This window comes from Allomuricauda sp. CAU 1633, assembly GCF_017313225.1.
Classification (GTDB): domain Bacteria; phylum Bacteroidota; class Bacteroidia; order Flavobacteriales; family Flavobacteriaceae; genus Flagellimonas.
This window is the reverse complement of record NZ_JAFLNE010000003.1, coordinates 570,387-596,715: the sequence shown is the minus strand read 5'-3', so window position 1 is coordinate 596,715 and position 26,329 is coordinate 570,387. Positions and strand designations below refer to the sequence as shown.

The 26,329-nt window shown below is 38.6% G+C and carries 22 protein-coding genes; 6 read left to right on the top strand and 16 right to left on the bottom strand.

Features of this window, described 5'->3' with window-relative positions; all coding sequences use genetic code 11:
- Positions 1–260: 260 nt before the first annotated feature.
- Positions 261–1,016 (bottom strand): SOS response-associated peptidase, encoded by a 756-nt coding sequence (locus J0X14_RS12125; RefSeq protein WP_207098040.1) that lies wholly within the window; start codon positions 1,014–1,016, stop codon positions 261–263.
- A gap of 113 nt (positions 1,017–1,129) precedes the next feature.
- Between J0X14_RS12125 and dinB the strand changes: the two genes are divergently transcribed.
- Together dinB and J0X14_RS12115 are read left to right on the top strand one after the other, a co-directional pair.
- Positions 1,130–2,347: a DNA polymerase IV gene (gene dinB / locus J0X14_RS12120; protein ID WP_207098039.1), complete on the top strand. Its 1,218-nt coding sequence runs from the start codon at positions 1,130–1,132 to the stop codon at positions 2,345–2,347.
- Positions 2,347–5,307, top strand: a complete 2,961-nt coding sequence (locus tag J0X14_RS12115; protein WP_207098038.1) for a DNA polymerase III subunit alpha — start codon at positions 2,347–2,349, stop codon at positions 5,305–5,307. The genes dinB and J0X14_RS12115 overlap by 1 nt, the downstream gene beginning before the upstream one ends.
- Here the strand turns inward: J0X14_RS12115 and J0X14_RS12110 are convergent.
- The 15 genes from J0X14_RS12110 to J0X14_RS12040 all read right to left on the bottom strand — a co-directional run bounded on the left by J0X14_RS12110 (position 5,294) and on the right by J0X14_RS12040 (position 17,778).
- Positions 5,294–6,688: a hypothetical protein gene (locus tag J0X14_RS12110; RefSeq protein WP_207098037.1), complete on the bottom strand. Its 1,395-nt coding sequence runs from the start codon at positions 6,686–6,688 to the stop codon at positions 5,294–5,296. The genes J0X14_RS12115 and J0X14_RS12110 overlap by 14 nt on opposite strands.
- A 125-nt stretch (positions 6,689–6,813) precedes the next feature.
- Positions 6,814–7,050, bottom strand: coding sequence for a hypothetical protein (locus J0X14_RS12105; protein WP_207098036.1), 237 nt, complete (start codon positions 7,048–7,050; stop codon positions 6,814–6,816).
- A 52-nt stretch (positions 7,051–7,102) separates the two neighbouring features.
- Positions 7,103–7,333 carry a hypothetical protein gene (locus tag J0X14_RS12100; RefSeq protein ID WP_207098035.1) on the bottom strand — a complete coding sequence of 77 codons (231 nt, stop codon included), beginning with the start codon at positions 7,331–7,333 and terminating at the stop codon, positions 7,103–7,105.
- Positions 7,334–7,344: 11 nt separating this feature from the next.
- Positions 7,345–7,632, bottom strand: coding sequence for a hypothetical protein (locus J0X14_RS12095; protein WP_207098034.1), 288 nt, complete (start codon positions 7,630–7,632; stop codon positions 7,345–7,347).
- A 125-nt stretch (positions 7,633–7,757) separates the two neighbouring features.
- The gene (locus tag J0X14_RS12090; RefSeq protein ID WP_207098033.1) at positions 7,758–9,467 is read right to left on the bottom strand and encodes a phage tail tape measure protein; all 1,710 of its coding nucleotides are present in this window, start codon (positions 9,465–9,467) and stop codon (positions 7,758–7,760) included.
- Positions 9,468–9,646: 179 nt separating this feature from the next.
- Complete coding sequence (locus J0X14_RS12085) at positions 9,647–10,285, bottom strand: hypothetical protein (protein ID WP_207098032.1); 639 nt, start codon at positions 10,283–10,285, stop codon at positions 9,647–9,649.
- A 164-nt stretch (positions 10,286–10,449) separates the two neighbouring features.
- Complete coding sequence (locus tag J0X14_RS12080) at positions 10,450–10,749, bottom strand: hypothetical protein (protein ID WP_207098031.1); 300 nt, start codon at positions 10,747–10,749, stop codon at positions 10,450–10,452.
- Positions 10,728–12,119, bottom strand: coding sequence for a hypothetical protein (locus tag J0X14_RS12075; RefSeq protein ID WP_207098030.1), 1,392 nt, complete (start codon positions 12,117–12,119; stop codon positions 10,728–10,730). The genes J0X14_RS12080 and J0X14_RS12075 overlap by 22 nt, the downstream gene beginning before the upstream one ends.
- A 69-nt stretch (positions 12,120–12,188) precedes the next feature.
- Entirely contained in the window at positions 12,189–12,830 is a 642-nt protein-coding gene (locus J0X14_RS12070; RefSeq protein WP_207098029.1) for a hypothetical protein, read from the bottom strand.
- A gap of 16 nt (positions 12,831–12,846) precedes the next feature.
- Positions 12,847–13,128 carry a helix-turn-helix domain-containing protein gene (locus J0X14_RS12065; protein ID WP_207098028.1) on the bottom strand — a complete coding sequence of 94 codons (282 nt, stop codon included), beginning with the start codon at positions 13,126–13,128 and terminating at the stop codon, positions 12,847–12,849.
- Between the two features lie 87 nt (positions 13,129–13,215).
- Positions 13,216–13,935, bottom strand: a complete 720-nt coding sequence (locus J0X14_RS12060) for a hypothetical protein (RefSeq protein WP_207098027.1) — start codon at positions 13,933–13,935, stop codon at positions 13,216–13,218.
- Between the two features lie 56 nt (positions 13,936–13,991).
- Positions 13,992–14,225: a hypothetical protein gene (locus tag J0X14_RS12055; RefSeq protein ID WP_207098026.1), complete on the bottom strand. Its 234-nt coding sequence runs from the start codon at positions 14,223–14,225 to the stop codon at positions 13,992–13,994.
- 57 nt (positions 14,226–14,282) lie between these two features.
- Positions 14,283–15,572: a tyrosine-type recombinase/integrase gene (locus tag J0X14_RS12050; protein WP_207098025.1), complete on the bottom strand. Its 1,290-nt coding sequence runs from the start codon at positions 15,570–15,572 to the stop codon at positions 14,283–14,285.
- A gap of 279 nt (positions 15,573–15,851) precedes the next feature.
- On the bottom strand, positions 15,852–16,994 hold the full coding sequence (locus tag J0X14_RS12045; RefSeq protein WP_207098024.1) for a DUF3179 domain-containing (seleno)protein: 1,143 nt from the start codon (positions 16,992–16,994) through the stop codon (positions 15,852–15,854).
- 241 nt (positions 16,995–17,235) lie between these two features.
- Entirely contained in the window at positions 17,236–17,778 is a 543-nt protein-coding gene (locus tag J0X14_RS12040; protein ID WP_207098023.1) for an RNA polymerase sigma-70 factor, read from the bottom strand.
- A gap of 472 nt (positions 17,779–18,250) precedes the next feature.
- Between J0X14_RS12040 and J0X14_RS12035 the strand changes: the two genes are divergently transcribed.
- The 4 genes from J0X14_RS12035 to J0X14_RS12020 all read left to right on the top strand — a co-directional run bounded on the left by J0X14_RS12035 (position 18,251) and on the right by J0X14_RS12020 (position 26,269).
- On the top strand, positions 18,251–19,834 hold the full coding sequence (locus J0X14_RS12035; protein ID WP_207098022.1) for an amidohydrolase family protein: 1,584 nt from the start codon (positions 18,251–18,253) through the stop codon (positions 19,832–19,834).
- A 147-nt stretch (positions 19,835–19,981) separates the two neighbouring features.
- Positions 19,982–21,145 (top strand): FecR family protein, encoded by a 1,164-nt coding sequence (locus J0X14_RS12030; RefSeq protein ID WP_207098021.1) that lies wholly within the window; start codon positions 19,982–19,984, stop codon positions 21,143–21,145.
- 184 nt (positions 21,146–21,329) lie between these two features.
- Positions 21,330–24,836 (top strand): SusC/RagA family TonB-linked outer membrane protein, encoded by a 3,507-nt coding sequence (locus tag J0X14_RS12025; protein WP_242528006.1) that lies wholly within the window; start codon positions 21,330–21,332, stop codon positions 24,834–24,836.
- A 17-nt stretch (positions 24,837–24,853) separates the two neighbouring features.
- Positions 24,854–26,269, top strand: coding sequence for a SusD/RagB family nutrient-binding outer membrane lipoprotein (locus tag J0X14_RS12020; protein ID WP_207098019.1), 1,416 nt, complete (start codon positions 24,854–24,856; stop codon positions 26,267–26,269).
- Positions 26,270–26,329: the final 60 nt, after the last annotated feature.

Below are 26,329 nucleotides of genomic sequence, written 5' to 3'. Positions count from 1 at the left end.
TGCCGCTCTTTCAAGGCTTCAAGGACCACCTTGGTCTTGAACTTCGGGGTGAATTTTCTTCGTGTCATATTCAGTAAATTTAATGATTAAACTTACTGCCCTAATTTTTGGGGTATCTACAGATAGCAATGTTTCTTTTATGTTGTATAGTATTAAATATGGTTTATGATATATACATGCGACCATATCGAAATGAAAACGATGATGAATCCTAATGACAAGATCTATAATCCAATATATTATTTGGCATTTGTAATTTCTTAATATTCGATTTTTATTTCTTCATAATCAGTCAATTTAATAATATCCTTTGTATTGGAATCTACCGTCCTTGAATACAAATCTTTTGAAACGGGGTAAGATTCCAATTCCCCTTCCCAAAGATCATCTTCCATCAACTGTTCAACATCCGAATGGTCATTGCCATCAAAAAGCCATGAACCTAGGCTTTCATCATCTATTATAACTGGCCGTCTTTTTTTATCATTGTGAACCTCTTCAAATCTTGGAGTAGCTGGCTTGGTTAAAATTGTAAAAGTGTTCCATCCATCGCTGGTTGTTGTGTAAATGCCAGCTAAATAAATTGGATCATCATTCTTTCGTTTGAAATAGAACGGAACTTTGAACGGTTTACCTTTAACCTTAACGGGGGTGGTATGGGGTTCAAAAAAGCCATCAACTGGTATTATACATCGTTTATGTTCCCAAGAGTACCTGTAGATAAAATGGTCAAACAGTTTTTCCGATTTTGCATTCAGGCCACCAAATGTCCTTGGGTTTTTGAAATACTCCTTGTAATCTGCCCCAACACTTTTAGAAGGCATTATTCCCCACATGGCCGGGGTAATTGTATTCGGGGCTTCCTGGGGCAAAATCCACATCAAAGGATGGTTCCACCCATTGGCATGGTAATAGACCAAATCGTTTTCCAATTCCCTTTCACCGGTTAGGGCTTTTGCCCTGAAATGTAACTCCAATTGTTGCTTGGTTTTGGTCTGTCTAGTTGAGTAGCACATTGCTAAATATTTAGTAAACAGAAAAGTAAGGAAAATTGTTAAAGTTCCGAAACCGATCACATCTATTATTAACTTTGGATATTTTCCGTTTTTTTGGAATAAATCCATTTTTTATGTCAACCTCAATACTACATTTGGATTTAGATACCTTCTTTGTATCGTGTGAAAGGCTGCTTGATAACCGTCTTAAAAATAGGCCAATTTTAGTAGGTGGTACAGGTGATAGGGGTGTAGTTTCTTCCTGTAGTTATGACACTAGAAGATTTGGGGTTCATTCAGGTATGTCAATGAAAATGGCCAGACGGCTTTGTCCTGAAGCCGTAGTCATCCGTGGGAATGCCGGAACCTATATGAAGTTTTCAGATATGGTCACGGAAATCATAAAAGAAAGTGTTCCAGTATTTGAGAAAGCCAGTGTTGATGAATTCTATGCAGATTTGAGCGGCATGGACAAATTCTTTGGATGCTATAAATACGCTTCAGAATTAAGGGAAAAAATTATCAATGAAACCGGACTGCCAATCTCCTTTGGGCTTTCAAAAAACAAAGTTGTTTCCAAAGTCGCTACCGGTGAAGCTAAGCCCAATAACCAAATCAAAATAGATTTTGGGTTGGAAAGGGATTTCTTAGCCCCATTGTCCATTCAAAAAATACCTTCTGTCGGGAAAAAGACGTATGAAATGCTTTCCAATATGGGAGTTGAGCATGTCAAGACGGTCCAACAAATGCCTCTGGAGATGATGGAAAGTGCCTTTGGTATCCATGGCCGGACCATTTGGAAAAGGGCGCATGGATTGGATAGCCCGCCATTGGTTCCTTTCCATGAAAGAAAATCCATTTCATCAGAAAGAACTTTTCACAAGGATACCATTGATATGGAAAAGTTACGTACCACAATCGTGGCCATGGCTGAAAGCCTTGCTTATCGGTTGCGTATGGGCAACAAGCTTACTAGCTGTATCAGCGTAAAAATTAGATATTCCGATTACAACACCTATACCAAACAGAAAAGAATACCATTCACAAGTGCCGATCACATATTGGTCCCAGCCATTCTTGAGTTGTTTAATGCACTTTACAAGCGTAGGATGCTCATAAGGCTTGTAGGTGTCAATTATAGCCACTTGGTAGGGGGAAACTACCAAATAGACCTTTTTGATGATACTGAAGAAATGCTAAGCCTTTATAACGCCATGGACAAAATCCGAAAAAGGTTTGGTGAAAAATATGTCATGCGTGCTTCTTCCATGGGAGCAAAGACGATTGGTGCTGGAATGGGCAACCCCTTTAATGGTGATCCTCCAATCGTTTTAGCACATAGAAACCAATAATGTACCTGAATTGCCATTCATATTACTCACTTAACTACGGAACCTTTTCCGAAGAAACTTTATTGAACCTTGCCGAAAAAAATGGAATTGAATGTTTGGCATTAACCGATATAAACAATACCTCAGCTTGTCTAAACTTTGTAAGACTAGCCCAAAAGAATCATATAAGGCCAATCATTGGTATAGATTTCAGAAATGGCAACCAACAACAGTTTGTAGGTCTTGCGAAAAACAATCTTGGATTTCAGGAGTTGAACCGCCTTTTATCCAGCCACCTACATAATGGAACCAAATTCAAACCCGTGGCACCAAACTTTGAAAATACCTTTATTATATATCCCTTTGAACAGGTATTGAAGTTGGAAAAGCAAGAATTCAAAATGCATGAGTTTATCGGAGTATCAAGGGATGAATTGAGAAAATTGCCGTTCACTAGGTTAAACGATTTCAGGGATAGAATTGTAATCCAACAGCCGGTTACTTTCAGGAACAAACGAGATTTCAACACCCATAGGCTGCTACGGGCAATAGGATTGAATACTATCCTGAGCAAACTACCTTTATCTGAACAAGGCAATGAAATTGACAAAATGATGCCCTTGGAATCATTATTGGAAAGCTTTTCACATTTTCCATATATCATTGATAACACCCAAAAGCTAATAGATAACTGCACAATTGATTTCAGTTTTGGAGATAAAAGAATCCCTCAAAATCAAAACTGCTATTCCCACTCAGAAGAAAATGATTTTTTGCTTTTGAAAAACCTCAGCACAGATGGACTGCCTAAAAGATATTCCAAACCAACACAAAAAATCATGGATAGATTGGAAAGGGAACTTAAAATCATCAAAGAATTGGGTTTTGTCTCCTACTTTCTTATCAACCATGATATCATCCAATTTGCTAAAAGTAAAGGATACCCATACGTGGGAAGGGGAAGTGGGGCAAACAGCATTGTTGCCTATGTCATTGGGATAACCGATGTGGATCCTATTGACCTAGATCTTTATTTTGAAAGGTTCATCAACCCCTATCGTGCATCACCTCCCGATTTCGATATTGATTTTTCAACATGGGATAGGGATGAAATCACATCCTATATCTTTCAAAGGTTTGACAATACGGCTTTATTGGCCACCTATAGCACTTTCAAGTATAGGGCAGCTGTACGTGAATTGGGAAAGGTGTTTGGGCTACCAAAAGAAGATATTGATAAACTATGTGTTGGTGATTACCATGAATCGACCATTGATCATATTTCCAGATTGGTTTTAAAATATGCCACTTGGATAAGGGGCTTCCCAAATTATATCAGTGTACATTCAGCCGGTATACTCATTTTGGATAAACCGGTCCACTACTATTCAGCTACCAATTTACCACCGAAGGGATTCCCAACAGTTCAATTTGATATGATAATAGCAGAAGATGTTGGTATTTTCAAACTGGATATACTTGGACAAAGGGGGCTTCCCAAAATAAAGGATGCCTTTGAATTGGTCAAACAAAATCAACCCAATGCCAACTTAGTGGATATTGATAAGGTTGAACTATTTAAAAAGGATCCTAAAATAAATAGGCTTTTAGCGTCGGGTAACGCCATAGGTGCTTTTTATGTTGAATCACCTGCCATGCGTGGGCTGATGAAAAAACTCCAAACCAGTTCATACGTGGAACTTGTTGCGGCCAGTTCTGTTATCCGTCCGGGCGTTGCTAGTTCTGGAATGAAAGATGAATTTATAAGGCGTACCAGGATACCGGAACGAAGGAAACTGGCAAATCCAATTCTTGCTAAAATAATGCCTGAAACCTATGGAATCATGGTATATCAAGAAGATGTGCTAAAAGTGGCTAATCAATTTGCTGGCCTTGATTTGGGCGAAGCCGATGTGTTGAGAAGGGGAATGAGCGGAAAATTCAGGTCCAGGGAAGAATTCACTGCAGTGGAACGTAAATATTTCGCCAACTGCAAAGCAAAAGGCTATGATAATCAACTTACTACAGAAGTCTGGGAACAGATAAAGAGCTTTGCCGGATATGCCTTTGCAAAGGGCCATTCTGCTTCCTATGCGGTTGAAAGTTATCAAAGTTTATATCTAAAGTGCTATTTCCCACTGGAATTCATGGTATCAGTTCTTAACAATGGTGGGGGCTTCTACGATGCTGAACTATACCTACATGAAGCAAAAAAGTATGGGGGCATTATACACCCCCCATGCATCAATACTAGTGATCATCCCAACATCATTATTGGAATAGATATTTACCTTGGACTGGGCTACTTAAAAAGCCTGGAAAAGTTGGTGGTACAGCGAATCTTGACAGAGCGGCAATTGAATGGCCATTTTCAATCATTTGATGATTTTATTGATAGGGTTCCCATTTCCATTGAACAGTTAACAATACTTATCCGGATAGATGCCTTTCGATTCACGGGTATACCAAAGAAAGAATTGTTGTGGCATGCCGTGTTCAAATCCAAGGCAATCCAAAAAAGTTCACCTCAAAAATTATTGTTTAAGCCAAAACACAAAAATTTCGAACTACCTCAACTTTTATCAACCTCCATTGAAGATGCTTATGACCAAATTGAATTGATTGGATTCCCATTATGTGGGTATTTCAAATTGATTGATTTCAAAATTGACAGTGAATTAAAGGCAAAGGATTTACCTAGTTATAAAGATAAAAAGCTACTAATCTTTGGTCAATTAGTACACACTAGGACCAACACAACCTCAAAAGGTGAAATAATGAGATTTTCCACAATGCTAGATCTTAATGGTGAATTTTTTGATTGTGTTCATTTTCCACAATCAATCAACAATACACCTATAAGTGGCAAAGGTGTATATGCCTGTTATGGTAAATCAACTGAAGAATTTGGACATTTTAGCCTTGAAGTTTATAAAATCAAAAAGCTTCCATTATTGAATAAAAAACTTACCTCAGCTTGAATTTATACCTGAACGCATTGGCGAACTGGAATATCAAATAGCCTATGAGTATTCGTCCAATATTATCTATTAATGGCAGAAAATTTGAGTAGTATTTAGGATAGTCACAGGTTCCCAAAACATCAATGAAAATACTTGTCTTGTGTGTTGGGTTCATAAGATAGAAGAATACTCCCCAATTCTCAATTAAAACTGGAAAGCAGTTATAAGATAGTTTTAATATTAAGGCACTCTCCAATACACAAATAACCAGAATCCATAAAAGAGGTAACACAAGAGAAAGTCCAAAATTGTTGGACCATCTGGTTAACCATAATGGGAAATCGTTCCTATGATTTTCTAAGTACCATTTTTTCTCAAATGCATATTGCAACTGAGTGTTTAAAATATCATCTTTCCCACCATAGTAATTCTTTAGTAGGTTAATCAATTTACGCTTCCCTTCAGGGTAAGCATCACTACTAGTAATACCATTATAATTCCATTCGACCTCATTTAATTCAACTCTGTTTGGATTGAATCTATTGTCATTGATAATAAGATAGCTTGGGTGCAACCTAAAGGTGTTAGTTTTCTTGGGTCGACCTATTGACCACGTTCGGGAACCAAATAGTGCCTTATTAATAGTTAATTGACTGTTAACAGTTGAATCTTTAAAAATGAGTTGTCCTTTATTAGCTTCCGGATTTAGCTTTTCAATGGTCATGTTTGTTGTGTTGAAATCGACACATTCGATTTTGTCAAAGGTAGATTCTACAAGCCGAAACTCTGCAAAATTTGAATGCTGAAGGTTTGCTGAATTAGTTTTGCCTGAAATAGTTAAATCCTCACCGTCAAACCCTTTGAAGTAAATCTGATTGCAGTTTTTGAAATTACCTCGTTTACAATTTGTATTTGTTACATTTAAAGAGTTAACATTATTGATAATAACTTCACTACCTGAAACTTCGTTCAAAGAAATTTGATTAGTACTATGAACATTAATCTTGGCTGTTGTATCCGAAATTGAAACATTCACTGTCTTTGACACCCCATCAATTGTTATAGCGTCTAAGGCATTTGAATCTTTAAATCCAGATAATGCAACGCTCCCTATTTCAAATTCAAAATTGGTTATACCCCGCCAATAGCTGTAATAAGTTTCACCTAAAATTAGTTCCAGTTTCTGAACATATACCTTAACTCCAAATGGCCTAATAATTAATGATTGGGTTAATTTTTCTTGTTCCCAAGTAAATATTATATTAAAATTTAATCCTTGTTCATTTATGGAAAAGGAAAAACTTCGACCTCGACTTTTGGCCTTGTCAATGTGGGCATCAGCTTTGTTTCGAACAACCGGATAATTGTTCTCAAAGGGTCTCATAATCTCCATTTCCATAATTCAGAATACTATCAAAATCCTGTAAATTACAAAATGAGTGCAATTTGAATTAAGGTAAATTCAAATAAAAAACCCACAATAAACATATTGTGGGTTTAACTTAACCATGATAACAAAAGAAATCAAAGTGTTGCCAAGTGCTTTTTAATGGAATTTCTCAATGCCATTTCCTCTGATTCGGTATTGTCAAGTTCAGCACCGGACTTTATTCCTGCCAATACCTCATCTTTGTTTTGGTCAATATGGACCAACCAATTCTTAATTCTTTTGCTTTCCAATTCCTTGCCTTTTTGCATTCCCTCATTAAAGATTGCTTGGTAAATCCCAGGAAGTTCAAATTTTAAATAGTCTGCTGTCATAATTTGTAATGATTTATTGTTGTTATGTTTTTCTAATTGTTGAGTCTAGCTTCTAACGTGAAAGAGAAGACATATCCTTTACTATTTGAAAATATACTAACCCAAGTATGGATTCGTTTGCTGGATCTTCTTTACAACCTACTGTTGAAATAAAGTTCTTTCCTTTACCATAATGATGTAGCATTTTGGTGGCTGGATTCCAATATGCAATTAGAATTTTATCTGATCCAGATACCATATACGGTTCGCAGTTTTTCAATTCTTCTATTGTTGGTGCTGCCATATAGGATAATTTTAAAATTCCCAATTTGGTATCGCTACTTCTATTCTTAAATCCAATAGAATTTGTTCCAGTGTTTTGTTTGTTCCTTGGGGGATGGTCTTTAAATCAACTCCATCCGGTAACGTAATTCCCCTTTTATCCGCATATCCACTTTCACAATACTTAACAGTTACTTCCTGTTTGCTGGCCAGTTTGATTTCCTTATCCAAATCCAAAAATCCTATAACATGCCTTAGCTTGTCATCATTTTTGGCCAGAAGAAGGTTATTTCTGTCCCAACCATCAGTGGTAACGAGCATACCTGATTTAATTGTCAACTCTTTATTGGAATCATTTTTAAAGAGGGCAGTTCTCGTGCTATTTGTTAAATAAAAGATTGTTCCTTTTGGTATCATATTCGTGAAATTTTAATTGATTAATCTGATTACTGACCTCTGCCCATTGTCCTTCGGGTTCTTATAGCAATTGGTTCCGGTCCTGCATTTGAAACATTTCCAACATGGCCACCTGGATCATTGATGTCCAAGCTGATTCTACTATCCACAATTGCCCTTGTTTGCTCCTTGGTTGCCCTTGTCTGCCTTGATTCAGGGCTTTCAAGTGGTTTGTTTGTTGATACGCCACTATCTCCCGTGAGCTTATCCATATTTTCCAATATTCCACTGGCCATATCCCCTATACCAAACATTTTGATTTCACTCAACATTTTGAGCACCATTTTCATTGGTGCCAGCATGAATTTCAGAATGCTTTGACCAATCTTTTTGAAGAACTCCTTGAAATCGAACTCCTTGAACCAGCTAACTACCTTATCCCATAATTTTCCAATCCATGAAGTAAATTTTTGCCATTGTTTACTAAACCATGCTGTAATATCATCCCAATAGTAAAATATCGCTATCACAGCGGCAATGGCCGCTATTATGGCCAGTATCGGCCAAAGCCCTAGGTTCACAGCAACTGCAAAAGCGGTTGATGCTGCTGTTCCTGCCCACGTAGCAGCTGTCATTATCCCTTGCACAACTGTATAAGCAGCCAAAGCAACTTTGAAAACAACAAATGCTGCAGCTAATCCACCAATGATTTTTAAAACCTGGGCAGCTGTATTAGCATACATTCTGATCGCTTTTTCACTGGCCGTCATTTCGCTTTCAGCTTTAGCGGTTCCACTGGCCATTGATAACATTTCCGTTGCGACCATAACTACATTCTTTATAGTATTGGAATATGCACCCGTTCCATCATCTAATGAAAGAATGAATCCTTCGTAAGCGGATTTTAATATTGTGGTTTTACCGGTTAAGGTGTCCAATTGTTTTTCTGCCATTTTTTGAGCAGTTCCACCAGCTTTACCAAGAGCATCATTCATGGCCAGAATCTTATCAGTACTGGAAATAAATGTTGCGAAAGCAGCTACAGATCTCTTATCCGTCAATTCCAACATTTTAGCAAGTGGAACACCTTTGGCATGCAATTCCTTTAATCCTGATACTAAATCGGGAAGGTTCTTAACCGGTCTGCCCAAAGATTTTGCCAGCTTACCATTGCTATCAGCTAAGTTTAATAAAATGTTTCTGGTTGCAGTTGCGGCACTACTTGAATCAAATGCCGCATCACCCAAACTACCTAAAAGGGATACGACTTCTTCTATTTTAAAACCAAACTTTGAAGCTACCGGTGAAACTATGGACATGGAGGTATTAAAAAATTCCATGTCTACAGCTGCCTTACTTTGAGCCATGGCAAAAACATCTGAAACCCTGGAAGCCTGTTTCGCATCCATTCCGAAAGATTTCAAAGCGGAACCAACCTGGATTGCAGACTGACCCAATTCTGTTTTAGTGGCAGCAGCTAAAGACAAAGTGCTTTGGGTCATTGCCAGTATTTCCTTTTCCGAAAAGCCCAGCTTACCATACTCGGTTTGTAAACCAGCAACCTCAGAAGCTGTAAAAGCAGTGGTTGCACCCAATAACTTGGAATTCTTTTGCAGCTGCTTAGTCTGATCAATATTGATTCCCAAAATTGATGCAAGATTTGCATTAGCTTGTTCGTAGTCTGCGGTAATCCCTACCGCTCCGCTCAGGGCACCGTACAATGCCGCACCCCCCAAAAAAACTCCAAAATTACCGGCCATTCGCTTCATCCGTCCAATGGATTTGTTGAATCGAGCATCCAACCTGCTAATAGCGTAACTACTGTTCTTAGTGAATTTCCTAACACCTGCAGTCATTTTATTGACTACATGGGTCATTTTGTCGATGGCCCTGAATTCAGCTGGTATTTTAATTGTTGCTGGCATAATTCTTTTATTTATTATTTTCTTTCACCTCTGCTACGTACCTCAGCATAATCGTTGATAGCAATTTTGATTTCCCTAAATGCGATTTTCTTAGTTTTCTTGATTGAAGCATCTAAATGCTCCCGCATTCTTTTGGTCATTTCTGATAAATGTGATCTATCACCTCCCAGAATTTCACAATAAGTTGATGCTATATTTTCTGCTTCTGCTTCAAATGACCTGAAAACGGATTGCACATTTATCACTAATATTTTTTCCATAAGCTCAACTGGCATCAGTTTTCCCATTTTCTTTTGAATCTCGATTTTTTTTAGTTCATTGTCCCTTTCTGCCTTTTCTGCATCTGCTTTCCTTTTTCGTAGTTCAAAAGAGTCATATTCTTTAGTCTTAGTGGGTTCAACCTCAATTGCCTTGTTAGATTTCGCTGGGCTTAGATTGCCAACATCTTTTAACTGTTTAATTTCCCTTTTTTCTACTTTGTTAAGATCTAAACCCTTTCCGTTGGTTTGAGTTATGATATATTCATTATTTAAGGGAAATTCTGTATCAATAAACTTTCCACTTTTCCTCAACTTATCTCTTTGGATATGCTTTCTCAAAGTAGGGAGGTTGATACCAATTGCTTCTGCAAGTTGTTTTGGTGTGATTAGCATATTTTAAATATTATCTGTCTCTTTTTTGTCCTAAAATTTGAATTTGCACTCCCAAAAGTGGGACACAAAACGTGACACTTTTCAAAAGTCTGTCAAGCATACTTTTTTCGGCGTGCGCAACGTATTGGGTTTTGTTTCCAAAGTCACTACAGTACCTTAGCCCTTCAATAGTTTTCATCTTCAATTTCATTGATTAAATCTTCTTTATCTATGTGCAGCACTTCACATAAATCATTTATAGTTTGGTTCATCACATAGGTTTGGTCAATATTCTTTATACCAGTGGTATTGAGTTTGCAAAGCCATACATTCACGTTCTCAAATACATATCTATTGGGATACGCTTCTTCCATGAGCAGAGCTAACCTTCTAATGTTGTTGATTGTATTCTCACCTTTAAGCAACCTCCTATGGTCCTCAAGAATTATTGCTTTCTTTAATCTCAACTTAATTGTGCTGGCCATCCAATTATTTTTTTGCCTTTTTGTTTTCTACTTTTTGAAGCTAATTTCATCAGTTGATTTTCTGATAGTTCAATTCCATACCTTTCGGATAGAAGTCTAACAATTCTTGTTATTGCGTTGAAATACGGCCTGGGGTTAGAATAGTCTTTGCTGATTAAAGTTCTAACAGCCCTTTGTAAAGTGTCATTTCTGGTTGTCTTTACACCTAACTCATGCAAATGGGCCATCACCCAATTGTTATTTCTCATATGTTGCTTTTCAGATATGGCAGTTTTCCAAATCTCGGAATTGTCCAAATCCTTGTTATGAGTAAGGATATCTTCCCTTTTTGATTCTTCTTGTGTGCAAATTCCAAGGGTGCGTTTTCCATGGGTGGAAATTCCAAGGGTGGAAATTCCAAGTATATCATAGGTGGAATATGCACACATTTTCTTTGTTGTGGAATTTGCACATATCTCAGCTTCATTTGTAATAAGGTTATCTAGGTCAAAGGCAACCTGATTGCTGAATACTTTATGTATATTCTTACCAGCTTTATCCAATAAACAATTGTATGATGCCCTTCTTTTAGCGAAAGTGTTCCTATGGCCTTCATTAATGGTTTGATGCCAGGTGTAGGTGTTCAAGAAATCCTTGAGCTTAATAGATTCGGAACCATCTAAACCTTCAAAGGAAACCGATTGATCAAGAAAGAGAATATCAGTTGATGTTTCTTTCAGTTCCTTAGACATTACTTTATAAGGCTCTAATGCAAACAAATCACGTATGGTTTTAACCCCTAATTGGTTTATGTATTTGGATTGCTTGGATTTTATCTCAAATCTAATTGTTTCTTTGGGGCAAAAATCTGGGTGTTGCAAGCCCTTACTATACAGCTTGACTATTTTATAAGTATTGGCTGTGCCATTGCTTTGTTCCTTATATGCTTTCTTGGAAAATGCCAGTTCATCATCATTCTTGAACCTGGTTCTTTTCCAATATTCAACAAAGTGTATTATTTCTTTGTCATATCCGGGAATGATAAGATTTAAACCAAATTCTATATTTACTATATGGTAGTGTTCCAAAGAGGTAATGCCCAATGAATCCAATAGGTTTTTAAGCACCCCAATACAGTCATCTGGGGAAAACTTCCCAGCGTTATGTACATTATCATTATGTAAGTACCCTGGCCGTATCAAGATTTCGATTTTAGATTCATGTCTGCAGAATAAGGTGCCTTTGTATTTCTTAGTTGATTTGGTAATCAATGTTTCCCAATCAAAATGGTTAAGTTTTTCTCTGTAGTCGTGAAATATTAGTTTGTCATTGTTCCAAATGAATTCTATCTCGTCAGGATCCTTAACTATAACTTTGAGAAAATCAAGCATAGTCTTTCCGGATTATGATAAAGGGGCCAACGATTTAACTCAATTGACCCCATCCAAACAATGCACGAATTATGCTTCTTGCAAGCCTAGAATGAAAGACCGGTTTGGAACAATCTTACCTTGTTCAGTAGTTAGTGTGTTGTCTAACTCTTTTAAAATTGTATACTTGGTTTTTCCGTGCATACTTCTAGGCTCAAGGTCTACTCTAACAAAACCTTTGTCAATGACCTCATCTAATGATTCACCCAATTTGGAAAGTAATTCAAAAGCGTCATTTTGAGTTTGGTTTTGAGTTTCGTAAGAATATCTTTTTTCTATTTCCTTATAAACTTCATCAGGAAAGAAAAATTCGCCATCCTTGAAGTTCAGTTGAATTTCTTCCATAGCGGTCAACCCAATATCCCTAAACCTGCCAATGAGGTTTTTCATGGTGTCTTTTGAAATGCCATGCATCTGAAAAAGAATGTCTGCTGTGGCATTGGGCAGGTTGCTTTGTTCCCTTAAATGTTTGGCAAACCCTTCAAATCCATCGTTTAAAGTGTTAAAAAATTCGAGTTGGTCCATATCCTTACCAACAAGTTCTTTCGTTTCCCTATAAAGTTCAGCTAACGGACTAGGCTTGGACTTTTTGTTCCTAATCACTTCGTTAATTGATCTTTCATCCCTGCCCAGAGATATGGGCTTAAATTGTGTTTTTGTTTTACGCATCATTATTTGGATTTTAATGTTATTCGTTAATTGCTATCAAGGCTGCTTCTACCTCAGATCTTTTGTACAGAATATGACCCCCAATCCCATGCTTTTTGAGAATGCCTTTTTTGGACCATGCGTGACGAGTTGTGGAAGAAATCTTGAGTAGCTTTTCTACCTCTCTTCCCTGAATATATTCTTCAGGTTTCTTAGGTTGAAAATTGTTTTCAATTCTGTCATAATGTTTATAGAGTCTTTTATCGACTTCTGACAGAAGTTCCTCTGGAGTTGTATTAATGAATTGTATTGAACCAGACATAATCTCAGTTTTTAATTATGTCTGCAATTTGTGAAGAACTATTTGATACTATATAGCTGATACTGGTATCAGTGAAGTATCATAATATTAGTTAAGGTATTTTGAACAAATTATATCAATGTCATTGTCCATGCAGTACCGAGATATTGCTTCTCTGTCTTTAATATTTCTGAAAACATTATTGTTATCATCCTTAGTTTGACCAATTTCATTGTAGATTTTGTATGTGGTACTAAGTTTGCCATTCCATGTTTCTGGAAATTTTAGTTCTTTGGCAATATTTCTCCAAGAAGTGGGCTTGGGCATACTTCGCAGTTTATCTACTTTTCCAGATAAGAAGTAAGAGCCAATTAAAACAGTTTGGCTTGGACTTATAGGTAATTTTGGATTAAATGATTCAATTAAGAGGTTGATTATATCCAGTGAAGCAGTGAGAGTTAATACGGCAATATCAATTTCATAATTCTTTTTGTCTAATGCGCTTTCCGGCCATCTTGATTTTAGTATTCTTATTGTGTCAGTAGGGTCTGTATTTTCAACTTCATTTAGATATTTCTCAATTTTCTGAATTTCTTCAATACGTTTGTTTCTTTCTTCATAATATGATTTTTCCCAGCCTTGGGGATAGTCTAGTTCTAAAAGTGATTTTTTGTCGTTGATTCTTGCTTCAAGATCATATTTGAGAAGTTCATAATTTTCAAAATTCTGACCACAAATGGATTCTATTCGAAGTTTAGTCTCCAAAAGCGAAATACCTTGCTCAATGGCTTTGAAGAATGGTTCTATTTCATCTAAAGACTTTTTCATCAATTCAATTTAACTGATTCTTCTATGCAATCACAATTAAATGAATCCCTTGTGGACTATTCATCATACTTATCTAGAAGTTCATAATCCTTGTTTGATAATCCAATTCCTAAGTCCTGTTTTAAACTAATAATTTTGGCATCCTGAAGATCGTTTGAAATCTCTACACATTTTGATAGAGCTTTCCATAATTCATGCTCCCTGCGTTTGATACTCTGCTCCTTGTGTTTGATACTAGCTTCTAATTCCTTTCTTAGTTTTTCTCTTTCAAAATCATTCATTGTTTTCAATTTAGATGGGTTTTGTAAGTGGACCTATTTTGTTGCCCAAGTGAACTGATATTCCTTTTATGGTTGGGATTGTTTTAAGGGAATAACTTTTGAATTTTGATTATTTGATTTCAGTTTTTCCATGAAATTGATTGTTTCTTTCGCATAGTCATAACTGGATTTGCCAATATATCCCAAAAGACTTTTTTCGCTGCTATGCCCGGTTATTTTCATTAATAGATGCAAGGGAATAACTCCATAGTAGTTAGTTGCAAATGACCTTCTACAAATATGTGATGTGACCAACTTATGTTTTGGATAAATGTCTTTGATGTTCCTTTTTGACTTTTTATCAAATTTGTTTCCTTCGGTTGGTTCATCAACCTCAGCAATTGCACATACTTTTTTTATATACTCATTGAATTTTTGGGTTGATATTTTTCTTGGAAACCCTGCATTAAGAACTTCGTTTGCCTCATCAAAAATTGGAATAGTAACATGCTTTTTTGTCTTTTGTTGGGTTAATTGAATGACATTGACACCTTCAACCATTTTTATGTTCTTTTCAGATAAACTAAGTAAATCACCTCCCCGTTGCCCTAAATAACATCCAAGAAGCAACCATTTACGTGCATTATTCAAATAAGGGGTTACTAGTTTTGCTTTTTTTATTTTCTGAATTTCCTCCGGGGTCAAAAAAATTATGAACTCATTTTTAATCTTTCCACCCTTGATTTTTTTAAGTTGATTGGATACTTCAAGTCCATTAAATGCGGCATCGTAACAAACGGTTTTTAGGTTCCCAATTAACCTTTTAGCATATCCTTTGGAGTATTTTTTTTCATTGACCAAAAAGTTTAAAAAATTAGTGGCCAAAGGTCCATCGACCTCAACAATTTTTATACTCTTCTTTCCTTGGAACTCTTTAAAAATCCTTAGTAATGCACTGTAGTCGTTAATTCTACTTTGAGAAAGCCCCATGCCTCCATTTTGATTGGTTCTCAAGTTGGCGGTGTCTATGATATTCTGAATAGAATCAGTAACATAATCAGTTTGGTTTTCAGGAGTTATTTTTTTTAAGTGTATACCAATATGATATTCTAGCCAGTTAAAGTTGATATCCTCTCCATTTGAGATTGATTCATTGACCTGCTCTAAAATATACTTGGTTAAAGACCTTAGCTTATTGGCCAGTTTTTTTTCATTGGCCTCATTTTGTTTTGGCATGCCTTTGGTAAAGCTCCATTTACTATAATCTACTATGTAATCTGTTTTCTTTTCAAATACTCTTCCTCTGCCTAGTGAAAGTTTTAGATAAATGGATGCATTTGATGACTTAGATTTTATCCGATATTTAATAGAAGCCATGAAGCGGGTGTTTCAATCAAAGTTATATGTTTTCCCAACATTTTCCCAACCAAATATGTATTTATTTGTACATAGCCGTACACAGACGTAGTACTTAATTTAAGAATTATAGTTTTAAGTAGTTAAAAAACAATAAGATAAGATTGATTTTAAATGAATTGTGAATTGGGGCTGTCAATAAGGTTCGACTCCCTTCACCCGCACTGAAAGCACAAAGCCTCTCAACTTGAGAGGCTTTTTTATTTGGGTACAACTTTTGGGATTCCTTGGATGAAGCTTTTAAAACGGGTTTTGTTCCGTGTTAGGATGAAATGTGCGCCAGCTATGCCAGAATTCCTGATAGGCATTTATCTTTTTTAAGGGAGGGATGGAATCTTCAAGGGGTTCGCCCCATATAGTGTATTTGTGCTTACCCATAAGGGTGTCATTTTGTATTCCGAAAATTGTGGCGTCAGGTCGCTCAAGGGCATAGAAGCTCAGCGTGTCTTTTGCAAGTGCCACTAGAATTGGTTTTCCACCAAGTTCAAGATTTATGACCCGCTCTTGTTTAAGTTGGTTCCAGTCAACTACTTTACTGTCATTTCCGATTTCAACTCCCACAACCCAAGATTTTTCCTTCCAAGAGAGGGTATCTGTTCGGGTGAGGTTGCCTCGTTCAATGCCAAAATCATAGTCATCCAAATCGTCATATTCTTCATTAAAAGTAGAATCACGCTGCATAACCAAACTGTTGGGGTGGCGTTCCAGCCACTGTTCCAAGGTGGACTGTTCACTCATAAGCTCGGGTAAGTTAGTGCCCTTTAATGGACCTGTGATGGCTTCTCCACTGACCTGTCGCCACCAACTTCCGGTACTTTCGTCCTCGAACATGGCATTAAAATGGTCCATTCCCACCAACCGGAACGTTTCGGGAGTACCATTTAAGGTGGGCTCAAAGATGCGTCCACTACGGCATACGGAGCAGTAAGTCACCATAATGGGTTTTCCTGCAAGGGTGTCTATAACTTGGTGGTGGTATGCAATAAGTTGTATAGGGTAGGCGCGGGCTTCATTGTTGATTTGTATGCCCAAAACCAGTTTGTTCAGGGGTATGGTATTGGACGTGGAATCGGCAAGGGTCAATTGTCCGGGTTGGTAGAACATTTTGTCTGCTGCCATTTTAAAATTGAACATCAACCCCACGGCCAAACAGGCTACAAACACAGTCAGCATCAGCCAACGTTTGGAGGTATAAGCCTTATAAGCCCCAATCACAATCATGATTACAAAACCCACTCGGAAAGTCCAACGCCAGGTATGGAGAAAGTAAGCCAAATCAATACTTTCCATTTCTTGGCTTCCCGGCATGGGCATTATGAAATACACTTTCAGTACTTCAAAAAGTATCAGTCCAACGGCACCAATATAGAACCACTTTTTCATCTTGGTCAGTTTTTTGGGTTGTAATGGGCATAACCTTCTTCGGCACGTTGTTTTCCCTGTTGATATAAAAATTACAATCAGTAAGTGAGTCGGCCTAGGTATCGATTAAACATACAAAATATTGCCGAGATGAGGACCGTATTGTGGATCTCGATATCACTGGCTCCTAGATTTTTGGCATGTTCAATTTAAATTACTGTAATCGTTTACTCAGAGAGGGAGCCGGGAAGGGTGAATTCTCTTATGAAAAAATCAGAAGCATGAAACCTAAAAAAGTAAACAAATCCTCTTTGAGATGCGATCTTAAAAAAGCATAGGACCTTTTAATCTGTGTTTTTACCGTATTTATGGATACCCCGCTGGCATGGGCTATTTCGCTATAGGTATGACCTTCCAAGACGGAGGAGATGAAAATTTCCCTGCGTTTGGCGGGCAATTCATTTAGAATATCGAATATTTTCTTTTGTGTTTTTTCTTTGTCCAAAAGCTTCTGTACCTCAAATTCAGGAATAGGAATGTCCTTGATCATGGACTTTTCCTTGACTTCCTTTTTGATGGCAAGCAGACTGAGATTTTTAACAGCCTTGATTGCGTACGCCTTAAAGGAAACTTTTAAGGAAAGTGAATTGTGTTTTTGCCAATAGGAGATAAAAAAATCTTGAACAACATCCTTGGCCTTGGCCTTATCTTTTACGATGGCAAAGGACACTAGACACAACAGCTCATAATGCTCCTTAAAAAGGGTGTCAAAACTGTCTATTCTGGCGGGGGACACTTTCTTCATATCATATTCGAACACTTAAATTTATCATAATATCAAGAAAATGTTAAGTGTTTGGTGGATTAAGATAAAAAATTATTATTTCAAAAAAAAAACCACCCTTTGTCACCCTTATTAAAAATTTTCACAACATATAATTGAAAACTTAATTCTATGTAAATGTGATAAATTTCAAAGCCACTCCTTTAATGATGGAAACTTCTTACAAATACTTTCTATACTACTTTTTATGCAGTTTTAAAAAAGATAAAACTTCGCATAACACCAAATACGCAGCTAAAAGTTACGGATAGCGGAAGTAGAAAGGTAAGGGGAGTCTGTTGAAATAGAAGGGTTCCAGAAATGTCCTTTATTATAGGTTAAGTTTTAAAAAATTTCATGGGAGAAAATCCAGATGTTGTTGTGGCCTTCTCCAACATTTTAACCAACTAAAAATCTAGTATCTTTTTTAATCATCATTTTTAAAACTTTTTTTATGAAGCGTTTTTTACTTACCACATTATTGATGCTACCCATGTTGGTGGCAGCCCAAACGATTGGGGCACCCGATCGTAAAACAGGAGAGGGCGAAGGCCCGTTTAACAGGCTAATTATTAGAGGGGCCACATTAATAGATGGAACCGGGGGGCCAGCGGCCGGACCTGTTGACATTGTAATAGAAAACAACAAAATTGTGGATGTCGCCAGGGTAGGTGCCCCAAAAGTGCCTATAGATGAATCAAAACGACCTAAAATTGGAGCAGGCAATACCAAAGAAATTGATGCCACAGGAAAATATGTTATGCCAGGGATTATTGACCTTCACGTGCATACGGGAGGTAAACCTAAGGCTCCTGAAGCAGAGTATGTGTACAAATTGTGGATGGCCAATGGAATCACTACGGTAAGAGGAGTGCCTTTCGGAGATTTGGAATGGTCCCTTAAAGAGCGCGAAAGAAGTGCTAAGAATGAGATTGTGGCCCCTAGAATGGTTTCATTTCACCGTATTGGAACTGGAAAGGAATGGGATGGAAAAAAAATCCTTACCCCAGAAGATGCCCGGGAATGGGTGCGCTATGCCAAGAAAAAGGGTGTGGACGGGCTAAAATTGGGTTCACATCGCCCAGAAATCATGAAAGCGGTATTGGATGAAGCCAATTCATTGGGGATGGGCAGTACCGCCCACCTTGGTCAAAGTGGAGTGGCCCAGATGAACGCCATAGACGCGGCAAGAATTGGATTGACTAGCATGACCCACTTCTATGGATTGTTTGAATCCATGTATGAGAACCATGATGTACAACCATGGCCTGTGGACATTAATTATGGAGATGAACAACACCGATTTGGGCAAGTGGCACGCCAATGGAACCTAGTAAAGCCCAATGGCGAAAAATGGAATGCCCTATTGGATGAGTTTATGGAGTTGGATTTTTACATCAACCCTACCATGACCATCTATTCCGCAGGAAGGGATGTAATGAGGGCCAGAAATGCAGACTGGCACGAGAAGTACACTTTACCTTCTTTGATGGATTTCTTTTCACCCAGCCGTACAAGCCATGGCGCTTATTGGTTCGATTGGACTACAGAGGATGAGGTGGCATGGAAAAAGTATTATCAAGTATGGATGGAATTCTTGAACCAATACAAGAATATGGGAGGTAAAGTCACCGTAGGATCAGATTCTGGATTTATATATCAATTGTATGGTTTCGGTACTATTTTGGAACTTGAGATGCTACAGGAAGCAGGTTTCCATCCGCTTGAGGTAATTCGGTCTGCTACTATGCACGGTGCCGAAGAAATCTTCAAACCCCTTAAAAAACCTATTGAGTATGGTGTAATTCGTGAAGGTTTATTGGCTGATATGATCATTGTTGATGAAAATCCATTGCAAAACCTAAAAGTGCTTTATGCAACAGGAGCCGTTCGTTTGAATGATGAAACTGCCAAAGTGGAACGAGTGGGAGGTATTGAGTATACCATCAAAGACGGTATCGTTTACGATGCCAAACAATTGCTCAAGGATGTTGAGGAAATGGTGAACAAACAAAAGAAAGAAAGAGAAGGAAAATAGCCTTCAAAAGTACCCTGTATCAGGAAGTTGCCCCATCTAGACTTATATGCCATTTGCACCTCATAAAGTGCAAATGGCAAAAAGTTGAAATTTTTGTCACCCTGTTTGGCAAAAGCCACAACATTATTATGTAACAACGATTCAAATATGTCCAAAGAAGAAAGATTGAAGAGAGTTCTGGAATCAATGAAAGCGTCCGGTAAGCTGGATTTGCATGATTTGAAGGATGTGTCGGAGGAAGAAAGGGACATCATCAAAACCTTGTTTCATGATGGTTTGGTCGAAGAAGCATTGGACTTTATGTCAGAGCTCGATACCGATAAGGAATTAAAAGAGCTCAAGGAGAAACTTGAAGATGAAGAAGTTGAACGGAATGTTGTTCCCTTGTGGAAATCTATTGTAAAGTATGCTGCCATATTTATTGGGATTTTTGCACTTACCTATTTTTTCCAAACTGGAAAAACGTTGGAGTCCCAATCTGAAATTTCTGATGGATCCATAATCCTGATCATGGAAAAGAACGGGGTTAAGATGATCGATCAAACCGATAGCCGATCAATTCTTTCCAATTCAGGTGAGGTCATTGCAGAACAGCAGGGCAACACACTCCGGTATCGTTCAGATTCAGATATGGATGAACTTGTGTACAATGAACTTGAAGTTCCAAATGGGAAAATGTTCGATGTTGAACTTTCGGATGGAACATTGGTACACTTGAATTCAGGTACCACACTAAAGTATCCCGTAAAGTTTATACACGGACAAAAAAGAGAGGTCTTCATTGAAGGAGAGGCCTATTTTAAAGTAGCCAAGGATAAGGACCATCCATTTGTTGTGAATGCGGACGATGTAGCAGTGCAAGTGCTGGGAACGGAGTTTAACCTGTCTTCCTACAAAGATGATGCGGAGATAACCACGGTTTTGGTAGAAGGCTCGGTAAGCATGACCAATACATTGCAGCCACAGGACAACTTGGTGCTCACCCCCGGAACAATGGGGTCATGGAACAAAAAAGAACGTTCCACCAAAATGGAGGAAGTGGACACGGAACTTTACATAGGTTGGATCAAAGGAGAGCTCATTTTTAGGAATTCAACCTTTCAGAACATGGCCAAGATATTGGAACGAAAGTACAATGTTACCATTGAGAACACCAACACAGCTCTTGACGAAAAGGTGTTGACCGCAACGTTCAATGCCAAAATAGAGAGTATAGAAGATGTGCTCAAGGCCATAGGGGAAATTCACCCACTTGATTATGAAATAACCAACCAAAACATACGCATATTAACCAAAACCGAAAGCCAATGAAATAAACCCTCTTTCCAGTAAAAAAGATTCATAAAAAAAATCGGGAAATGCGGCAACATCCCCCGATAGTTATGAATTGTGAATTAAACATTGTAAGGACAACGATTTAAATCAACTCAAAATTATGAAAAAAACTACAACCAGAAGTTTATCATTCTGGAGGTTACCAAAAATTGACTTAAAAATGAAACTTATCGCAATTTTATTTGTTTCGTTTTTTCAGTTACAAGCTAACCCTAACTCAGCAGAAGATTTATTGACCTTGGATTTGGAAAAAGTAAGTGTTGAACGAGCTTTTGAACAAATTGAGGCAATTTCCGAATACAGATTTCTTTTTGAGGGGAAACAGATTCACCTCGAAAGAAAAGTGACCTTAAAACTTGAAAAGAAAAAAATCTCAGAAGTTCTTGACCTTCTTTTCAGGGGTACAGACATTACCTATAAGATAAAAGGGCGGCAGGTTATCCTGTTAAAGAGCCCGGGAGGTGGAGTTTTGGCAGACCCACAGGCCATGCATGACCGTCTTGAATTGCTTGGGCCAACACAACAATTGGTTACGGGAACGGTAGTGGATATTCAAGGGCAGCCCTTACCGGGAGCCAACGTTGTGGAAAAAGGGACCATGAACGGCACCCAAACAGATTTTGATGGAAATTTTACCATTGAAGCGCCCGGAGATGCCATTTTGGTGGTTTCCTACATTGGTTTTATGACCTTGGAAGTGCCTGTTTCCAATCAAACTACAGTGAATATTACCCTTGAGGAAAATTCACAACAACTCAACGAGGTTGTGGTTACCGCCCTAGGGATTTCGCGTGAGAAAAAATCCTTGGGATATGCCACACAAGAAGTGGATGGCGAAGAGGTCAACAGAACCCCAACCGATAACGTGGTTGATGCCCTATCTGGTAAGATAGCAGGGGTGCAGATCAAGAACAACACCAACCTTGGCGGATCCAGTAACGTAGTGATCAGAGGTAGTACATCCTTAACGGGAAACAACCAGGCCCTTTTTGTTGTGGATGGAGTGCCGGTAAGTAACTCAAACTTTAACACAGACGCCCAACAAAGTGGGTCAGGTGGTTTTGACTATGGTAATATGGCTTCGGACATTAACCCCAACGATATCGAATCCATCAACGTATTAAAAGGTGCCGCTGCAACTGCACTTTATGGCTCAAGAGCTACCAATGGTGCGGTGATCATCACCACAAAATCTGGTTCAGGTGCAAAGAAAAAACCAACAGTGACCGTAAGTTCCAGTATCACTGCTGGTTGGATAGACAAGTCTACATGGCCAGAATTTCAGTATGAATATGGTACGGGTTATGGAGCGGTCTATGGAAGCAATGGCGATAGCTTTTTTGTTGACTCCGATGCCAACGGGGACGGAGAAATTGATTTGGTTACTCCTGCCACGGCTTATGGGTCTTATGGAGCTCCTTTTGACTCCAACCTAATGGTATACCAGTGGGATTCTTTTTATGAAGGTTCACCAACGTATTTGCAGCCTACTCCATGGGAAGCACCAAAAGACAAATTGATTTCATTCTTTGAAACTCCTGTTACCATTTCCAATAGTGTGGCAGTGGCAGGGGGTAGCGATAAGGCCAATTATAGGATTGCCTATACCCGGTTTGAGCAGGACGGCATTATGCCCAATAGCAACCTGACCAGGGACAACATTTCGGTCAATGCCGCCTTTGATGTCAGTGATAAATTATCCGTATCGGGTAGTGCCAACTATATCCTGACCGATGCACTGGGTAGGAACAGAACGGGGAACGAAACCGGTTCCAATGCCCAGAACGTCATTTCCTCCATGCGTAAATATTGGGCCATGAACGTAGGTGTGCAAGAGCTTAAAGAAGCCTACTTCAACACCGGACTCAATGTGGATCCTTTTATGGGAGGTACCATAGACAACCCGTATTGGGTAGTATATGAAAACTATCAGAATGATTCCAGAAGCAGGATATTTGGAAATGTTTCCGCAAAATATAAATTCACGGATTGGTTGAACATTGAAGGTAGGGTTTCTCTGGATACCTATTCTTTTGAACAGGAAGAGCGGAACAACAAAGGTACCGCCGGAGCTGTGGGAAGATACTACCGAAGGAATATCAATTATAGTGAAGAAAACTATGATTTGATGTTGAACTTCAACAAGTACATCACCGAAAAGTTGAACATCAGCGGGGTTTTGGGAACCAATATTCGTAGAACGCACCAAAGTTCCATTTCTGCCGAGACCAACGGTGGATTGGTATTGAAGGATTTGTTTTCACTTTCAAATTCCTTGAGCCAACCGGCTGCTCCAATAGAATCTGTTGAAAAAGTAGGTGTGGATGGTTTTTATGGACTGGCATCTTTTGGGTATGATAATTTTATCTATTTGGATGTGACAGGAAGGTTTGATCATTCCTCGACATTGCCTGCAGAAAACAGCACCTATTTTTATCCATCCGTTTCTTCCAGTTTTGTGTTTTCCAATCTTGTGGACAACAGTTGGTTGAGCTTTGGAAAATTCCGGTTGAACTATGCAGAGGTAGGTAGTTCGGCGCCAGCCAACAGTTTGGTGGATGTGTTGGACAAACCCACTCCTTTTGGGCCAGTTCCATTATATGGTACCAACGATACCAAGAACAATCAAAATTTGTTGCCAGAGAAAACCGTAAGTGTTGAAGCTGGTTTGGAGATGCGCTTTTTGAACAACCGATTGGGAATGGATCTTTCCTTGTACAAAACCAACTCCAAAGACCAGATTATTCCGGTGGCCATCTCTACTGCAACAGGATATTCTTCCAAGTTTGTAAATGCCGGTGAAATCGAGAACAAAGGGATAGAAGTGGCCCTAAATGGATCTATTATTCCCGAAGGTGATTTTCAATGGAATGTCAACGTGAACTGGGCAAAGAACCAGAGCAAGGTGTTGTCGCTTTTTGATGGAGGAACCAATTTACAACTGGGCTCCGTAAATGGTGTCACCATCAATGCAACCGTAGGAGAGCCTTATGGAACCATTCAAGGGACAGATTTTATTTATGTTGATGGGAAGCGTCTTATCAATCAAGATACAGGGGCCTTTGAACGGACAACCACTTCCAATAACGTAATTGGAAACGTAACACCGGATTGGACGGCAGGGATTACCAATTCGCTTCGGTACAAAAACTTTAACCTTAGCTTCTTGATCGATATCCAAAGTGGGGGAGATGTGTATTCCAATGATATCAACACAGGAAATAGATCAGGTCTTTACAAGTGGTCGGTTGGGCTTAACGACTTGGGCAATCCCAAACGTAACTCCTTGGCAAATGGTGGAGGTATCATTTTAGATGGTGTTGCACCGGATGGTTCACCAAACACCGTTAGGACCGCCATGGACAACTATCGAAATGCAACAGGTAGTATTTTGGCTCCAAGGGCCTATTTTGTATATGATGCATCTTATGTGAAGCTTAGGGAAGTTGCCTTGAATTACAACTTTCCAAAAATGGGCTTTATGGAAAAGTTGAGCATACAATCGCTTAGATTGGGATTGGTGGGATCCAACCTGTGGATCATTCACAAGAACCTGCCCTATGCAGATCCTGAGGCAGGGTTAAGCTCTGGTAACTTGCAAGGTTCCCAAAATGGGGTGTTACCAACGGTTAAAAATTTAGGAATTAACCTTCAAGTTCAATTCTAAACCAAAAAAAGTAGAAAATGAAAAACTATTATATCATATTAATAATTGCACTGTTTTTCTCTTGCTCAGGGGATTTGGAAGATATGAACGTGGACATTAAAAATGCTACGGAAGCTCCAGCCGAAACCTTTTTTAATAATGCATTGAAAAACTTGTCAGATAGATTGAGTGCCGTCACCTACGGCGCAACTGGAAGCCCTTGGGAAATTTCCAGATTATGGGCACAACAAATGTCATCAGTAACCTATAACGAAGGGACTACCTACTATGTAAGTTTTGATTGGGATCAGGTCTACATGGGAGTGCTGAACAATTTACAACAGAGTAAAGTGCTTATAGAAGCAGAAGAAGGTTCTTCTGCAGTCAGTGCTAACCAATTGGCCATTATTGAGATTGTTACGGTATACACCTACGCAAAACTTGTTGAAGCTTTTGGGGATATTCCTTACTCACAAGCCCTGGATGTAGATGTTATTTCACCGGAATATGACACAGATGAAGCCATCTATGCAGATTTAATCTCCAGATTAACCACTGCGGTGGGGGCTTTGAATGCATCTCAAGGATCCTGGGACCAAGACCTATTGTATAATGGAGATGTGGCTAGCTGGACCAAGTTTGGTAACTCCCTACTTTTACAAATGGGAATGCGTGTTATTGATGCCGACCCAACTTTGGGAGAACAGGCCGTAACTACTGCATTGCCCAATGTATTTACTTCCAATGAGGATACTGCGGATATGGAAATGTTGGCTTCTCAGCCCAATACTTCTGAGCTATATGTGGACATTGCTGTTGGAAATAGAAGGGACCTTGTGGGAAGCGAACCCTTTGTGAACTATATGAATGACCTTGAAGATCCCAGAAGAGCAATTTACTTTCAGGAAGTGGATGGAACCGACGGTGTTTACTTGGGATCCCCATCTGGTCTTACGGTAGCTTATTTCGATTTCTCCAGATATGGGACTTTGTTCTACGAACCCACAACAGCGGTGATATTTTTGGATTATGCATCTGTTGAGTTTTTTCTTGCAGAAGCTGCTGAAAGGGGTATCGGTTCTGTAACGGATGCCGAAGCACACTATAATGCAGCCATTTCGGCTTCTTTTGAATATTATGGCGTGGATGGTATAGATGCCTATTTGGCACAACCTGAGGTTGCTTACACTACAGCTGAAGGTACGTGGGAGCAGAAAATTGGAATGCAAAAATGGTTGGCACTTTTTAACCAAAGTCCAGAGGTGTGGACAGAATACAGGCGTTTGGATTATCCAGAGCTTACCGCACCACCTGAGTCTTTTGTTCCAACCGTTCCGGTGAGATTAACATATCCTATTTCAGAACAGACGTTGAACAGGGCCAACTACGAAAGTGCAGACGCTTCCATAGGTGGAGATTTATTGACGACCAAGCTGTTTTGGGATGTGAACTAAACGTATAATACTTTGCTCAAGAGTAGTTTAATTTTCAAGTTGTTTGTTTTTAATAATTGT

Bases quoted from the DNA above. Each gene is read 5' to 3' on its own strand.
- J0X14_RS12025 (WP_242528006.1), top strand. From the start codon at position 21,330: ATGAAACTTATCGCAATTTTATTTGTTTCGTTTTTTCAGTTACAAGCT.
- J0X14_RS12095 (WP_207098034.1), bottom strand. From the start codon at position 7,632: ATGCTCGTTACCACTGATGGTTGGGACAGAAATAACCTTCTTCTGGCC.
- J0X14_RS12030 (WP_207098021.1), top strand. From the start codon at position 19,982: ATGTCCAAAGAAGAAAGATTGAAGAGAGTTCTGGAATCAATGAAAGCG.
- J0X14_RS12090 (WP_207098033.1), bottom strand. From the start codon at position 9,467: ATGGCCGGTAATTTTGGAGTTTTTTTGGGGGGTGCGGCATTGTACGGT.
- J0X14_RS12045 (WP_207098024.1), bottom strand. From the start codon at position 16,994: ATGAAAAAGTGGTTCTATATTGGTGCCGTTGGACTGATACTTTTTGAA.
- J0X14_RS12070 (WP_207098029.1), bottom strand. From the start codon at position 12,830: ATGATGCGTAAAACAAAAACACAATTTAAGCCCATATCTCTGGGCAGG.
- J0X14_RS12100 (WP_207098035.1), bottom strand. From the start codon at position 7,333: ATGGCAGCACCAACAATAGAAGAATTGAAAAACTGCGAACCGTATATG.
- J0X14_RS12065 (WP_207098028.1), bottom strand. From the start codon at position 13,128: ATGTCTGGTTCAATACAATTCATTAATACAACTCCAGAGGAACTTCTG.
- J0X14_RS12125 (WP_207098040.1), bottom strand. From the start codon at position 1,016: ATGTGCTACTCAACTAGACAGACCAAAACCAAGCAACAATTGGAGTTA.
- J0X14_RS12110 (WP_207098037.1), bottom strand. From the start codon at position 6,688: ATGGAAATGGAGATTATGAGACCCTTTGAGAACAATTATCCGGTTGTT.
- J0X14_RS12115 (WP_207098038.1), top strand. From the start codon at position 2,347: ATGTACCTGAATTGCCATTCATATTACTCACTTAACTACGGAACCTTT.
- J0X14_RS12035 (WP_207098022.1), top strand. From the start codon at position 18,251: ATGAAGCGTTTTTTACTTACCACATTATTGATGCTACCCATGTTGGTG.
- J0X14_RS12020 (WP_207098019.1), top strand. From the start codon at position 24,854: ATGAAAAACTATTATATCATATTAATAATTGCACTGTTTTTCTCTTGC.
- J0X14_RS12080 (WP_207098031.1), bottom strand. From the start codon at position 10,749: ATGGCCAGCACAATTAAGTTGAGATTAAAGAAAGCAATAATTCTTGAG.
- J0X14_RS12075 (WP_207098030.1), bottom strand. From the start codon at position 12,119: ATGCTTGATTTTCTCAAAGTTATAGTTAAGGATCCTGACGAGATAGAA.
- J0X14_RS12040 (WP_207098023.1), bottom strand. From the start codon at position 17,778: ATGAAGAAAGTGTCCCCCGCCAGAATAGACAGTTTTGACACCCTTTTT.
- J0X14_RS12050 (WP_207098025.1), bottom strand. From the start codon at position 15,572: ATGGCTTCTATTAAATATCGGATAAAATCTAAGTCATCAAATGCATCC.
- J0X14_RS12085 (WP_207098032.1), bottom strand. From the start codon at position 10,285: ATGCTAATCACACCAAAACAACTTGCAGAAGCAATTGGTATCAACCTC.
- dinB (WP_207098039.1), top strand. From the start codon at position 1,130: ATGTCAACCTCAATACTACATTTGGATTTAGATACCTTCTTTGTATCG.
- J0X14_RS12105 (WP_207098036.1), bottom strand. From the start codon at position 7,050: ATGACAGCAGACTATTTAAAATTTGAACTTCCTGGGATTTACCAAGCA.
- J0X14_RS12060 (WP_207098027.1), bottom strand. From the start codon at position 13,935: ATGAAAAAGTCTTTAGATGAAATAGAACCATTCTTCAAAGCCATTGAG.